Here is a 13,929-nt window from a genome sequence, read left to right on the forward strand (position 1 = left end):
GTGCACCGTTCTTTCCAGCACAACGTGCCGGGGTGCCGCGATGGTTCCCGCGAAACTCAGCCGCCCTGAACGCACCGCAGCAGTTCCCGCACCGCGACGCGAGTCGCGGTGTGTCTGATCGTCCACCGGTCGCCCGGGAGTTGCAACCGCATCACCTCGGAGTGCCACGGTCCGGACAGGCCGAGGAACACCGTGCCCACCGGATGCCCGTCCTGGATATCGGGTCCGGCGACGCCGGTCAGGCCGATCCCCCAGTCGGCGCCGCAGCGGGCCCTGGCGCCCGCCGCGAGCTGTTCGGCGGCGCCCGCCGACACCGGTCCCTCGGTGGCGAGCAGGTCGGCGCCGACGTCGGCGAGGGTGTGTTTGAGGTCGGTGGCGTACACCACGAGCCCGCCGCGCAGCACCTTGCTGGCCCCGGGCACCCCGGCGACGGTCGCGGCCACCAGGCCCGCCGTGAGCGATTCGGCGGTGGCCACGGTGTGGCCCGTCGCGGTGAGCGCGCGCACCAGCTCGGCCGCGTCGGTGCCGGTGGTGAGCGGATCGGTCATGCGGCGCGGTTCCGCGCCGATCCGCCCGCGAACCACACCCGCGCGGCCTGGCCGACGTAGTCGAGCCCGGTGACGACGGTGAGCGCGACCGCCACGTACATCAGCGCCATGCCCGCGGTGGCGAAACCGCCGGCCAGCGGCAGCAGCAGCACCCCGATGGCGACAGACTGCACCAGCGTCTTGAGCTTGCCGCCGCGCCCGGCCGGGATCACCCCGCGCCGCACCACCAGCAGCCGCAACAGCGTGATGCCCAGTTCGCGGCCGCAGATGACGAGGGTGATCCACCAGGGCACATCGCCCAGCACGGAGAGCCCGATGAGGGCCGCGCCGATGAGCGCCTTGTCGGCGATCGGGTCGGCGAGCTTGCCGAAATCGGTGACCAGCCCGTACTTGCGGGCCAGCTGACCGTCGAAGCGGTCGGTGATGGCGGCCAAGGCGAACAGCGCGGTGGCGGTGATCCGCCAGGCGGTGTCGTGCCCGCCGCCCGCGAAGAGCGCGAGCACGAACAGCGGCACGATCGCGATGCGCGCCATGGTGAGCACGTTGGCGATATTGAGCAGCGGGACCGGCGTCTCCGCCGCGACGCCGGACGCCTCCGGACGTCGCAGACCCGCCTCGGGCCAGCCCCGATCGATTTCCTCCGGCTGCACGCTCATGCCCCCGCCCCGCACGCGAGCGTCGCGGAAACGACCACGCGCACATCCGTCGGCGCTACCCCGGCGCGATGCGGTGAGCGGAACGACAGGATGTGCGGCACACAATCAGACTATCGGTAACCCGGCCGACTACTGTGCACCCCATGACCTCTCGGGGACCGGCAGGTGGTCCGACCAGCGACACGTATCCGAGCGCGGCAGCCGCCGCGCCTGGCGCGGGCCCCGTCGTGCGACGAGCGCGAACCTCTGACGTTCCGCAGATCAAGAGCCTGGTCGACGTGTACGCGGGCCGTATCCTGCTGGAGAAGAACCTGGTCACGCTCTACGAGGCGGTGCAGGAGTTCTGGGTCGCCGAGTGGGACGGCCGTGTGGTCGGCTGTGGCGCGCTGCACGTGCTGTGGGCCGATCTGGGCGAAGTGCGCACCGTGGCGGTGCACCCCGACGTCAAGGGCGCCGGCGTGGGCAAGCTGATCGTGCGGCGGCTGATCGCGGTGGCACGGGAACTGGAGCTGCGCAGGCTGTTCGTGCTGACCTTCGAGGTGGAGTTCTTCGCGCGGCACGGGTTCGCCGAGATCGACGGCACCCCGGTCACCGCCGAGGTCTACGCCGAGATGTGCCGGTCCTACGACACCGGCGTCGCCGAGTTCCTCGACCTGAGTTATGTGAAACCGAACACTCTCGGCAACACCCGCATGCTGCTCACCCTCTGAGATCCCCCCGTTCGAGAAAGCGAAAGCCGTGCCGATCTTCGCCGTCCACTACACCTACTCCGAGGCCACCGTCGCGGCCCGCGACACCCACCGCCCCGAGCACCGGGCCTGGTTGAACGGGCTCGTCGAGGCGGGCACGGTGCTCTCCACCGGCCCGTACCCGGACGGTTCCGGCGCGCTGCTGCTCTTCCGCGCCGACGACGCGGCCACGCTCGAGGAGTTGCTGGCGCACGACCCGTTCGCCAGGGAGAACCTCATCGACGCGGTCCGCGCCGTCGAGTGGAAGCCGGTGATGGGCGCGTTCGCCTGACGCGGACGCTCGCCCGGCGCGAGGCCGGGCGCGCACCCTGCGGCTAGGACTCGGACTTGGTCGAGGTCGAGGACGCGGCCTTGCCCCTGGTCTTGATCAGGCTGGCCACGGTGGCGATCACCAGGATGCCGAGGATCACGCTCAGCGACACCGGGGTGGTGATCTCCGGGACCTTCACGTGCTCACCGCCGTTGATGAACGGCAGCGTGTTCTCGTGCAGCGCGTGCAGCACCAGCTTGATGCCGATGAACGCCAGGATGGCCGACAGACCGTAGGACAGGTACACCAGGCGGTCCAGCAGGCCGCCGATCAGGAAGTACAGCTGACGCAGGCCCATGAGCGCGAACGCGTTGGCGGTGAACACCAGGTACGGCTCCTGGGTGAGGCCGTAGATCGCGGGGATGGAGTCCAGCGCGAACAGCAGGTCGGCGAAGCCGATGGCCAGCAGCGCCAGCAGTAGCGGGGTCACCACGCGCTTGCCGTCGATCCGCACGACCAGCTTGTCGCCGTGGTACTCCTCGGTGGTCGGCAGATAGCGCTTGGCGAGCGCGACGATGCGGCTGTCGCGCTTCTCCTCGGCCTCCACCTCGTGCCCGCTCTCGCGCAGCAGGTTCACGGCCGTATAGATCAGGAACGCGCCGAACAGGTAGAACACCCAACTGAAGGCGTTGATGGCGGCGGCGCCGATCGCGATGAAGACACCGCGCATGACCAGCGCCAGCACGATGCCGATGAGCAGCACCTTCTGCTGGTAGATCCGCGGCACCGCGAACGTGGTCATGATGATGAGGAAGATGAACAGGTTGTCCACCGAGAGGGCCTTCTCGGTGACGAAACCGGCGTAGTACTCCCCGGCGTAGGTCGAGCCCCACTGCCAGGCGACGATCCCGCCGAAGGCCAGCGCCAACGCGATGTAGAACGCCGACCAGAAGCCGGATTCGCGGAAAGTCGGCTCGTGCGGCGTACGGACGTGCGCGAAGAAGTCGAAGACGAACAGCCCGAGGATCACCGCGATCGTGATCACCCAGACGAGTGCGGTCACCTGCATATCGCGGCCCTGTCGGAGTTGGTGGTCATGACGGCCATACTGCCCGATTTGTCCGTTCGTGTCGGCTTGCGGGGTCGTTGCCGCCCCATGATTCCACACACACCTGCCGCCCCCGTAAGGTCGGTGGCGTCATGTCGACCTTGCTCCTGGCGCTCGCCGGATTCGCCTTCCTGGATTCCCTGGACCTGCTGCTGGTGGGCGTCACGGCGGCCGTGGTCGCCGACAGCAAGCTGGCCCGCCGCTCACCGCTGCCGGGCGGGCTGAGCTTCGTGGCGGGCGTGTTCGCGATGACCACCGCGTTCGGCATCCTGACCGTGCTCGGCATCGGCTGGCTCACCGAGCTGGTCGATTTCCGGATGACGCCCGCCATTCGCTACCGGGGTGAACTGGTGGCCGCCGCGGTGCTGCTGGCGCTGGCCGCGCTGCCCGCGGGTTCGGTGCGCGAGCCACCGGCGTGGGCCGTGCGCGCCCGCAGGCGCCCCTGGGTGCTCGCGCTCGTCGGGATGGCCATCGGCCTGGCGCAGGCGCCGACGGCGGTGCCGTACCTGGCCGGTCTGGCGATGCTCTCCGCCCGCCAGCCGCCGGGGTGGCCCGCGATCATCGTCGTCTACTGCGTGCTGGCGCTCTCGCTGCCGCTACTGGTGCTCGCGCTGGCCGCCCGCGACACGCGGCGCACCCGCCGCGCCTACCGGGCCGTCCTGCGCGGGATGACCCGCTACGGCCCGGCGTCGGTGCGCATCCTGTTCGCGCTCTTCGGCATCGCCCTGCTGGTGGACGCGCTGATCCACCACACCCACCTGTGGTGAGCGCTCACTCCTCGGGTTCGGGCGCCTCGTCCCCGCCGCCGCGGATCGACCACAGCACACCGTCGAGTTCGTCGGGTTTGACCAGCACGTCGCGGGCCTTGGACCCCTCGCTGGGCCCCACCACGCCGCGCGTCTCCATGAGGTCCATGAGCCGCCCGGCCTTGGCGAACCCGACGCGCAGTTTGCGCTGCAACATCGACGTGGAGCCGAACTGCGAGGTGACCACCAATTCGACCGCCTGGACCAGCAATTCGAGATCGTCGCCGATATCGGGATCGACGTCCTTCTTCTCGCCGGCCTTGGCCGCGGTGACGCCCTCCTGGTAGTCCGGCTCGGCCTGGTTCTTGGCGAAGTCGACGACGCCGTGGATCTCCTCGTCGCTGATGAACGCGCCCTGCAGGCGGGTGGGTTTGCCCGCGCCCATCGGCAGGAACAGACCGTCGCCCATGCCGATCAGCTTCTCGGCGCCGGGCTGGTCCAGGATGACGCGCGAGTCGGTGAGCGAGGACGTCGCGAACGCCAGCCGCGACGGCACGTTCGTCTTGATCAGGCCGGTCACCACGTCCACCGACGGCCGCTGGGTGGCCAGCACCAGGTGGATGCCCGCCGCGCGCGCCTTCTGCGTGATGCGCACGATCGCGTCCTCCACATCGCGCGGCGCGGTCATCATGAGGTCGGCCAGCTCGTCCACGATGGCCAGGATGTACGGATAGGGCCGGTAGACGCGCTCGCTGCCCAGCGGGGCGGTGATGGCGCCCGACTTCACCTTCTTGTTGAAGTCGTCGATGTGGCGCACCTTGTTGGCCTGCATGTCCTGGTAGCGCTGCTCCATCTCCTCCACCAGCCAGGCCAGCGCGGCGGCGGCCTTCTTCGGCTGGGTGATGATGGGCGTGATCAGGTGCGGAATGCCTTCGTAGGGCGTGAGTTCCACCATCTTCGGGTCGATCAGGATCATCCTGACCTCCTCCGGCGTGGCCCGCTGCAACAGCGAGACCAGCATGGAGTTCACGAAGCTGGACTTACCGGAGCCGGTGGAACCCGCGACGAGCAGGTGCGGCATCTTGGCCAGGTTCGCCGAGACGAACTCGCCCTCGATGTTCTTGCCGAGACCGATCACCAGCGGGTGGTGGTCGTTGCGGGTGGAGGGCGCCTTGAGCACATCGGCCAGGCGCACCAGTTCGCGGTCGGAGTTGGGCACCTCGATGCCGACCGCCGACTTGCCGGGGATCGGCGCGAGCAGCCGCACGTTCTCGGTGGCCACCGCGTAGGCGATATTGCGGGCCAGCGCGGTGATCTTCTCGACCTTCACGCCGGGCCCGAGCTCCACCTCGTAGCGGGTGACCGTCGGGCCGCGCACGAATCCGGTGACCGCCGCGTCGATCTTGAACTGCACCAGCACCTCGGTGATCGCCTCGATCATCGATTCGTTGGCGGCGCTGCGCTTCTTGGGCGGATCGCCGTCGGTGAGCAGGCTCAGCGGCGGCAGCGTGTAGTCGCCCTCGATGACGCGGTCCGCCACGAACTCCGGCTCCTTCGGGGGCGGCGGAGTCTGGTCCTGGACCTTGGGCGCGGGCTTCTTCTTCGGCTTCGGGGGCGCCGGAGGCGGTTCGGCGGCGATGGGTTTGGCGTCGCGCAGCGGCGGTTCGCCCAGCACCTCGGTGACCTCGTCGGAGCCGCCGAACTCGTCGGGCGGGTAGTTCTCGTCGGGCGTGCGGCCGCGGCGGCGGGAGGCGGTGCGACGCACCGGGAAACCCTCGGGGTCGTAGTCGGCCGGGTCGAATTCGCCGCGCTCGGGCGCGAATTCGCCGTATTCGTCACCGCCCGCGGCGGTGCCGAAGTATTCGCGCAAGCGTTGCGGCACCTCGCGCACGGTGGTGCCGGTGAGCAGCAGGACGCCGAACACGATGGCCAGCACCAGAATCGGCACCGCCAGCCAGGCGGTGAGCCCGTCGGCCAGCGGTCCGCCGATGACGAATCCGACGAAACCGGCGGCGCGGGAACGGCCGTGCGCGTCGGTGGGCGCGCCCGCCGCCAGATGCCAGATGCCCAGCAGCGGCAACCCGACGAGCAGCCCGCCCAGCACGAGGCGCGGCCGGATCTCGGGATGCGGTTCGGTGCGCATGAGGATGACGGCGATGCCCGTCGCGACGAACGGCAGCGCGGCCGACGCGGATCCGGAGACCGCGCGGATCGCCTCCTCCACCCAGCGTCCGATCGGGCCGCCCGCCGAGAGCCACACCGCCGCGGCGATGACGCCGCTGAGCGCGATGAGTCCCAGCGCGATGCCGTCGCGGCGGTGGCCGTGTTCGATCTCGCCCGCGCGGCTGAGCGTGCGGGTGGTGGCGCCGACGCCGCGCGCGAGCATGGTCCAGCCGCCGGTGACGCTGCGTTTGAACACCGCGAGCGGCGCGGTGTTCGACGCCCGGCGCGCGGGCCTGCGGGCGGGCGCGGGACGTCCGCGCGCGGCCGTGCCACGGCGCGGTGTGGCGGAACGAGAGCGCGCCGCGGTGGTCCTCCCCCGGGTCGATCCCGCCCGCGCACGAGGTGTCGTGGTGCCGCGGGACTTACCTGCCATGGACCCAGGCTAGCGGGAAGCGCCCCATTCCCACCATCCGCAACACACGTATCGTCCGTCCCAATCGCCCCGGTCGGGCCCGAAATCGGCCGCTCGCGACGCGGAACGGCGCGGTTTCAGACCGAACGGTCCAAGCTGAGCACGGTGCGGATCGCGTCCGGATCGCCCTCGGTCTCCAACCGCACCTGATCGCGGCCGAACGCATGCAGCAGCAGTTCCGACGGCGCGGCGACCAGACTCACCACCGGCTCGGCCACCCGCTTCGCGGTGACCGTCTCCCCGCCCGGCGTACGGAGCACGACCGTGACGGGCGAGGCGCGGTAGGCCATCTTCCCGACGCGGCGCACCAGCCGCCACAGCTTCTCCTCGTCGGCGGCGGCGAGTTCGCGCGGCGCCCAACCGGGTTCGGCGCGGCGCACATCCTCGTGGTGGATGAACATCTCGCTCAGATTCGCCAGCGCGTCCACGGGCTTGAGCGGCGACCACCACGGCGGACCGGTGCGCACCAGCTCCAGCAGCTCGGGAAAGGGCTTGCGCGCCACCTTGTCCTGCACGGATGCCAGGTAGCCCGCGAACGGCTTCAGCAGGATGCCGGGAGCGGCGTCGGGCCTGCGCTCCCGGACGATCAGGTGCGCCGCCAGATCGCGCACGGTCCATTCGCCGCACAGGGTCGCCGCGTCGGGACCCGCCACGTTCATCGCGTCCACCAGGTCCGAGCGCTCTCGCTGTGCCATGCTCACGCGCAGAACATATCCCACGGCGGCGCCGTGGAGACAGGCCGAAAACGCGATTCGCGAGTTTCGGACTGGCTTCCTACGGCGTTGCTCGGTAGCTTGTCACTCGTCCATAGGGTCGTGGACCTTTCCAGAAGGGGATTCGTCTTGAAGAAGTTCTTCACCGCCGCCGCGGTCATCGTGGCGACGGTCGGTTCGATGCTGGTGACCGCGCCGGCCGCGGAAGCCCAGTACGGGTACTACGGTGCGATCGCCGTGTCGCGCAGCGGCGCCTACGGCATCGCCAACAACTACGGCAGCTACGCCGAGGCCGAGAACGCCGCCGTGGGCGTGTGCGGCGCGGGCTGCTACACGCTGGTGTCGTGGACCAACGGCTGCGGCGTGCTCGCCAGCAACCGGTCGTACTGGAGCGGCGCCGCGCGCGCCAGCTACTCCGCCGCCCGCTCGGCCGCGCTGGGCCGCCTGTCCGGCGGCTGGGTCGTCGACTGGCGCTGCACCTCCGGCTACTCGCTGTAGTCCGACACCTTCGCGTCCGGCACCGGACCGCGACTCACTTCCAAACAGGGGAATCACGTGAAGAACCGTTCGATTCGCGCCGCGATCGCCCTGGTGGCGACCGCGTCGGCACTCGCCTTGGGCGCGTGCAGCAGCTCCGACGACGACTCGTCCACCGGCTCCGCGGCCACCACCTCGCCCGCGGGTCAGTTCGAGGAGGGCAAGAGCGAGGAGGCCACGGTGGAGGGCGAGGCGCCCGCCACCACCACGCCGCCGAACCTGCCCAAGCCGACGGTCGAGGAGCTCAACGAGCGCATCAACAAGGCGTTCGACCCGTCGGTCGGCACCGAGGAGAAGATCTCCTGGATCCAGGACGCCGAGCGCGACCCCCAGCTGGTCGACAAGCTGGTCGAGGCGGCCAAGCAGAACGACGTGACGGTGCAGATCACCAACGTCGGCGACCCGAGCGAAGGCAAGCTGAAGGCCGACGCGGATGTCACCATCGGCGGCCAGCCGGTGGAGAACTCCTTCGTCGAGTTCGTGGCCGAGGGCGACACCTGGAAGGTGTCGCACCAGTTCACCTGCAATATCGTGCGCGCCGCGAAGCTCGACTCGGCGGCCTGCCAGGCGCAGTAACGCCCGTCGTGACGACATGAGAAGCGCCGGAAGGCATTGCCTTCCGGCGCTTCTCGCGTGTGCGGGGGGTCAGACGCCGATGACGGTGGGCACGATCATCGGGCGGCGGCGGTAGGTGTCGGCCACCCAGCGGCCGACCACGCGACGCACGGACTGGGCGATGCGGTGGGTGTCGGTGACGCCCTCGCCCGCCAGGCGCAGCAGTTCGGCCTCCACGAGTTCGGCGGCGGCCGACAGGGCGGTCGGATCGTCGGAGAAGCCGCGCCCGCTCACCTCGGGGGTGCTCACCGCCTTGCCGGTGGTGGAGTCGATGGCCACGGTGATGGCGATGAAACCGCCCTCGCCGAGCACCAGGCGATCCGACAGCGTGGACTCGCCCACGTCGCCCACCGAGAGCCCGTCCACGTACACGTGACCGACCGGCACCCGGCCCACGATGGTCGCGATGCCGTCGACCAGGTCGACCACCACGCCGTCCTCGGCCAGCACCACGCGCTCCTCGGGCACACCGGTCGCGACGGCCAGCGCCGCGTTGGCGCGCAGGTGCCGCCACTCGCCGTGCACCGGCATGGCGTTGGTGGGCCGCACCGCGTTGTACAGGTACAGCAGCTCGCCCGCGGACGCGTGACCGGAGACGTGCACCTTCGCGTTCTGCTGGGTGATGACGGTCGCGCCCAGCCGGGCCAGCCCGTTGACCACGGCGAACACCGAGTTCTCGTTGCCCGGGATCAGCGAGGAGGCCAGCACCACCAGATCGTCGGGGCGGATGTTGATCTGGCGGTGGTCGCCGCGGGCCATCCGCGACAGCGCCGAGAGCGGTTCGCCCTGCGAGCCGGTGGAGATGAGCACCAGCTTGTCGCCGGGCAGGGTGGCGGCCTGATCGAGATCGACGACGATATTGTCGGGCACGGTCAGGTAGCCCAGATCCTGCGCGATCTGCATGTTGCGGACCATCGAGCGGCCCACGAAGCAGATCCGGCGCCCGTACTTCTGCGCCACGTCGACCACCTGCTGGATGCGGTGCACGTGGCTGGCGAACGACGCCACGATCACGCGGCTGCGCGCCTTGCCGATGACGGTGTCGAGCACGCCGCCGATCTCGCGTTCCGGCGTGACGAAGCCGGGCACCTCGGCGTTGGTGGAGTCGACCAGGAACAGGTCCACGCCCTCGTCACCGAGCCGGGAGAAGCCGGCCAGATCGGTGAGCCTGCCGTCCAGCGGCAACTGGTCCAGCTTGATGTCGCCGGTGTGCAGCGCGACCCCGGCCGGGGTGCGGATGGCGACGGCGAGCGCGTCGGGGATCGAGTGGTTCACCGCGAAGTACTCGCACTCGAACGGGCCGTGCACGGTGGTCTCGCCCTCGGCGACCTGGATCAGCTTGGGCTGCAAGCGGTGCTCACGGCACTTGGCCGCCACCAGCGCGAGGGTGAACTTCGCGCCGAGGACGGGGATGTCGCCGCGCATCTTCAGCAGGAACGGCACCGCGCCGATGTGGTCCTCGTGGCCGTGGGTCAGCACGATGGCGACCACGTCGGCCATCCGGTCCTCGATGGGACGGAAGTCGGGCAGGATCAGGTCGACGCCCGGCTGCTGGTCCTCGGGGAACAGCACGCCGCAGTCCACGATCAGCAGCTTGCCGCCGTATTCGAAGACGGTCATGTTGCGGCCGATCTCCCCGATGCCGCCGAGCGCGAAGATGCGCAGGCCGTTCTTCGGCAGCTTCGGCGGGGTGCCGAGGCGGTCCTGCGCGGCGACCACGGGAGGTTCGGCGGGCGCCTGATCGCGGCCGCGACCGGACGGGCGGCCGCGGCCACCGCCGCGACGGCCCTGCTGGCCGGAGTCCTGGGGCTTGCCCCGGCTCTGGCGCGCGGGCTCGGCGTCGGCCTTGGGCTGGTCCTGCTTGGCTTGGGTGGCCTTGGCGCGGTCGGAGCGACGCACCGATTCCGCGCGCGAGGACGTCACTTCCGTTGCGGCGGCGGGCTTTTCAGCGGCGGGCTGCTCGGCTGCCGGTGCGGATTGCCCGGCGGCCGGCGTTTCCGCGGCGACCGGGGCCTGCTCGTCACGACGTTCCGCGGGCGGCGGGGTGGCGGGCGCCGGCTCGGGTGCGCCCGCGGCGCGGGCTGCCGTGCGGCGGGGGCGGCGGGCTGGTGCCGGACCGTCACTCATGCGAGCACCCCCGCGACACGCAGATCCTCGGCCAGCCGGTCGAGTTGATCGGTGGGCGGCATGAGCTGCGGCAGCCTCGGTTCCCCCACATCGATGCCGAGCAAGCGCAGACCACCTTTCGTCATGGCGACGCCGCCCAATCGCGCCATCGCGTGGTTGAGCGGGACCAGACTCGCGTTGATGTCCCTGGCGCGCGCCACATCGCCCGCCGAGTAGGCGTCGTGCAGTTCGCGCAGTCGTTCGGGCACCAGATGCCCGATGACACTGATGAATCCGGTCGCGCCGATCGACAACCACGGCAGGTTGAGCGAATCGTCGCCGGAGTAGAAGGCCAGCCCGGTGGTGGCGATGAGTTCCGCGCCCGCGTTCAGATCGCCCTTGGCGTCCTTCACCGCGACGATGCGCGGATGTTCGGCCAGCACGCGCAGCGCCTCGGGGCCGATCGGGATGATGGAGCGCGGCGGGATGTCGTAGAGGGTGACCGGCAGATCGGTCGCGTCGGCGACGGCCGTGAAGTGCGCGATCAGCCCGTCCTGGGTGGGGCGCGAGTAGTACGGGGTGACGACGAGCAGTCCGTGCGCGCCCGCGCGCTGGGCGTTGCGGGCCAGTTCGATCGAGTGCGCCGTGTCGTAGGTACCGGCGCCCGCGATGACGGTGGCGCGGTCGCCGACGGCGTCCACGACGGCGCGCAGCAGATCGGCCTTCTCGGACTCGGTGGTGGTGGGCGATTCCCCGGTGGTGCCGGAGATCGCGAGCAGATCGACGCCGCGGTCGACGAGACGGTGGGCCAGCGTCACTCCGGCGTCGACGTTCAGCTTCCCGTCGGCGCTGAAGGGGGTCACCATGGCGACACCAACCGTGCCGGAGGCACGCAGCTCCGGTGGCGTCGATTCACCGTTCGTCATGGTCGAAAAGGCTACCCGGTCCCCTGGTCGCTCTCGACACCCTGACACCGTTCGGCCTGTCCGTGCGGGTTCTCCGCCACCGTTCGACATCACAATGACATCATCGACTTCCTTGCGTGACATCATTCGTGGCGTCACACTGATGTCATGGAACTCGACAAGTACACCGCGCAGCTGCGCGAGAACCTCATCGCCGCGGCCGCGCTCGGTGACGAGAAGACCCAGGCCACCGCCGCCGCGCTCGCCGCGGCGACCGAATCCTCCGCGCGGCTGGTCCTGCTCGCCGCGCTCTCCGACCTCGCCGCCGAGGTCAGCGCGGCGCTCGAGGATCGCACCGTGCGCGTCACCATGGACGGCGCCGCCGCCACCGTGGACGTGCGCAAGAACACCACCGCCGACGAGCCGCCCACCATCGAGGAGATGACCGGCGACATCAGCCGCGTCACCCTGCGCCTGGTGGAGCAGATGAAGGCCAAGGCCGAGGAGGCCGCGGCGGCCAGCGGCGTCTCGCTGAACTCGTGGATGTCGAACGCCGTATACGGGGCGCTGCGCGATCAGATGCGCGGGCCGGGGCCGCGCCGCGATCCGGGGCCATGGCGGGATACGGAATCCACGCGCGATCCGGAGACCAAGCGGGAGGACTGATCTCGCGGGCAGATCGCAGACGCCGTCCACCCGACATGCGCTGATTCGCGCCGGCGCCACTGTGGTCGAGTCCCGTCGAAGGGGGCCCAAGTGCGGTCAGCGAAACGCCTCGACACCCGACGTCCCCGTCGTGCGATCCAGGTGGCCGACGGATCTGTCCGACGGGATCCGTCGGACGCGGACCCGGCCCGCGTTCACAGCAGCGGGGCCAGGTCGCCGCGCTCGCCGATCACCACGTCGTCGAGCTCCAGCCAATCGGCCATCTCGCGCAGCGAAATACGCAGCGCCGCGGCGACTTCCGGTGTGTCGCGGCCCGGTTCGGCGAACGCGCCCGGGACCAGCAGGCGGCCGTTGGCGCGCTCGGCGCGCAGATCGACGCGGCCGACCAGTTCCCCGTTCAGAAGGAAGGGGAAGACGTAATAGCCGTGCACCCGTTTGGGTTCGGGGGTGTAGATCTCGATGCGGTAGTGGAAGTCGAAGATCCGCTCGGTGCGCGGCCGGAAGAAGATGAGCGGATCGAACGGGCACAGCAGCGCCGCCCCTTCGACGCGCCGGGGCGTGGCCGCCGCCGTGTGCAGGTAGGCGGGCTTGTCCCAGCCCGTCACCGTCACCGGCTCGAGTTCACCCGCGTCGACCAGGTCGGCGAGGGCGGGTTCGGTCTGGCTGCGGTGCAGGCGGTAGTAGTCGCGCAGGTCCGGTTCGGTGGCGATGCCGAGCGCGGTCGCGGCGCGGCGCACCAGCTCGCGGACGGCGTCCGCCTCGTCGGGCACGCGCGACATCACCTCGGGCCCGACCACGCGTTCGGCGAGGTCGTAGTGCCGGGCGAAGCCGACCCGCCGCGCGACCGACAGCGCGCCCGCCGCGAACAGCTGCTCGCAGATCATCTTGGTATCGCTGAGGTTCCACCACGACCCCTTCGGCCGCGGCTTGTCCATCTCCAGGTGCTTCTCCACCTCCCCCGCCGTCGCCGCGCCGACCTCGGTGATCACGTCGAGAATGTCGTCGCCGAGCGTGGGATTGCGTGCGACGATCTCCCGCATCCCCGCCCACCGCCCGTGCCGGTACTTCTCCATCCGCCACCGCATCAGCGGCCAGTCCTCCACCGGAATCAGCGCCGCCTCGTGCGCCCAATACTCCACCAACCGCCGCGGCCTGCGCGCGGTATCACTCCACGCCGCCTCATCCAGCAACGCCCGGTCGTACGCCCCGATCCGGCTGAACACCGGCGCATAGTGCGCCCGCACCACCGCCGACACCGAATCCAACTGCAACACCTGCGTCTTGCTCACCACATCCAGCACGGTCCGCCGCGTAGCCCGCCCCGGCCTCCTCTTCCCAAACCCCTGCGCCCCCAACGCAATCCGCCGCGCAGCCGCAGCACTCACCCCCTTCCCACCCTTCGGCGCCCCACGCCGCCCCCGCGACCCCCCTACCGTCTCCACCTCGATACCCACCACGCCGCGCACCCTACGTCAGCCCACCGACAGAAAAACGCCCCGGCGCATTCGCTACGGCCACCGACCCGAGTCCCGAGATCAGATGATCCGGCCCTTGCGGTGCTCCGGTGCCTGTTCGGCAACATCCCTGACGGGTGCGCCGATCACGGAACGCGGCGAAAAGGCACCTGTCCGTCTACCGGTTCGAGTGCGTTCTCAGCGCCTCCGGAGGGCCGGGTCGAGCAGAGCCGGACGCCGG

14 protein-coding genes are annotated in these 13,929 nt (G+C 70.3%); 6 read left to right on the forward strand and 8 right to left on the reverse strand.

Translation table 11 applies throughout. From position 1 onward, the window contains the following. Positions 1–56: 56 nt before the first annotated feature. Positions 57–548 carry a CinA family protein gene (locus tag OHB21_RS34495; RefSeq protein WP_067514398.1) on the reverse strand — a complete coding sequence of 164 codons (492 nt, stop codon included), beginning with the start codon at positions 546–548 and terminating at the stop codon, positions 57–59. Beyond that, positions 545–1,204 carry a CDP-diacylglycerol--glycerol-3-phosphate 3-phosphatidyltransferase gene (gene pgsA, locus OHB21_RS34500; RefSeq protein WP_067514373.1) on the reverse strand — a complete coding sequence of 220 codons (660 nt, stop codon included), beginning with the start codon at positions 1,202–1,204 and terminating at the stop codon, positions 545–547. The genes OHB21_RS34495 and pgsA overlap by 4 nt, the downstream gene beginning before the upstream one ends. Positions 1,205–1,347: 143 nt before the next feature. Between pgsA and OHB21_RS34505 the strand changes: the two genes are divergently transcribed. After that, on the forward strand, positions 1,348–1,914 hold the full coding sequence (locus tag OHB21_RS34505) for an amino-acid N-acetyltransferase (RefSeq protein WP_113974921.1): 567 nt from the start codon (positions 1,348–1,350) through the stop codon (positions 1,912–1,914). Positions 1,915–1,942: 28 nt separating this feature from the next. After that, positions 1,943–2,224, forward strand: coding sequence for a YciI family protein (locus OHB21_RS34510; protein WP_067514370.1), 282 nt, complete (start codon positions 1,943–1,945; stop codon positions 2,222–2,224). 43 nt (positions 2,225–2,267) lie between these two features. Here the strand turns inward: OHB21_RS34510 and OHB21_RS34515 are convergent, their stop codons facing one another. Continuing rightward, entirely contained in the window at positions 2,268–3,272 is a 1,005-nt protein-coding gene (locus tag OHB21_RS34515) for a TerC family protein (protein ID WP_067514368.1), read from the reverse strand. Between the two features lie 131 nt (positions 3,273–3,403). Here OHB21_RS34515 and OHB21_RS34520 point away from each other — a divergent pair, with 131 nt between their 5' ends. Continuing rightward, positions 3,404–4,078, forward strand: a complete 675-nt coding sequence (locus OHB21_RS34520) for a GAP family protein (RefSeq protein ID WP_067514366.1) — start codon at positions 3,404–3,406, stop codon at positions 4,076–4,078. Between the two features lie 4 nt (positions 4,079–4,082). Here the strand turns inward: OHB21_RS34520 and OHB21_RS34525 are convergent, their stop codons facing one another. Further along, on the reverse strand, positions 4,083–6,653 hold the full coding sequence (locus tag OHB21_RS34525; RefSeq protein WP_067514364.1) for a DNA translocase FtsK: 2,571 nt from the start codon (positions 6,651–6,653) through the stop codon (positions 4,083–4,085). 116 nt (positions 6,654–6,769) lie between these two features. After that, on the reverse strand, positions 6,770–7,393 hold the full coding sequence (locus tag OHB21_RS34530; protein WP_067514396.1) for a TIGR03085 family metal-binding protein: 624 nt from the start codon (positions 7,391–7,393) through the stop codon (positions 6,770–6,772). 141 nt (positions 7,394–7,534) lie between these two features. On the opposite strand from OHB21_RS34530, the gene OHB21_RS34535 reads away from it, so the two are divergent. Together OHB21_RS34535 and OHB21_RS34540 are read left to right on the forward strand one after the other, a co-directional pair. After that, on the forward strand, positions 7,535–7,903 hold the full coding sequence (locus tag OHB21_RS34535) for a DUF4189 domain-containing protein (RefSeq protein ID WP_084538223.1): 369 nt from the start codon (positions 7,535–7,537) through the stop codon (positions 7,901–7,903). A 57-nt stretch (positions 7,904–7,960) separates the two neighbouring features. Further along, positions 7,961–8,518 (forward strand): hypothetical protein, encoded by a 558-nt coding sequence (locus tag OHB21_RS34540; RefSeq protein WP_067514362.1) that lies wholly within the window; start codon positions 7,961–7,963, stop codon positions 8,516–8,518. A gap of 69 nt (positions 8,519–8,587) precedes the next feature. Here the strand turns inward: OHB21_RS34540 and OHB21_RS34545 are convergent, their stop codons facing one another. Together OHB21_RS34545 and dapA are read right to left on the reverse strand one after the other, a co-directional pair. Beyond that, positions 8,588–10,684 (reverse strand): ribonuclease J, encoded by a 2,097-nt coding sequence (locus OHB21_RS34545; protein WP_113974922.1) that lies wholly within the window; start codon positions 10,682–10,684, stop codon positions 8,588–8,590. Continuing rightward, positions 10,681–11,589 (reverse strand): 4-hydroxy-tetrahydrodipicolinate synthase, encoded by a 909-nt coding sequence (gene dapA / locus OHB21_RS34550; RefSeq protein ID WP_195125562.1) that lies wholly within the window; start codon positions 11,587–11,589, stop codon positions 10,681–10,683. Before dapA ends, OHB21_RS34545 begins: the two co-directional genes overlap by 4 nt. A gap of 147 nt (positions 11,590–11,736) precedes the next feature. Between dapA and OHB21_RS34555 the strand changes: the two genes are divergently transcribed. After that, complete coding sequence (locus OHB21_RS34555) at positions 11,737–12,234, forward strand: toxin-antitoxin system HicB family antitoxin (RefSeq protein WP_067512962.1); 498 nt, start codon at positions 11,737–11,739, stop codon at positions 12,232–12,234. Between the two features lie 194 nt (positions 12,235–12,428). On the opposite strand, the gene OHB21_RS34560 is transcribed toward OHB21_RS34555, so the two are convergent. Beyond that, a complete protein-coding gene (locus OHB21_RS34560) occupies positions 12,429–13,619 on the reverse strand; it encodes a winged helix-turn-helix domain-containing protein (protein WP_195125561.1) in 1,191 nt (396 codons plus the stop codon). Between the last annotated feature and the right edge of the window lie 310 nt (positions 13,620–13,929).

This window comes from Nocardia puris (assembly GCF_036051655.1).
Classification (GTDB): Bacteria; Actinomycetota; Actinomycetes; order Mycobacteriales; family Mycobacteriaceae; genus Nocardia; species Nocardia puris.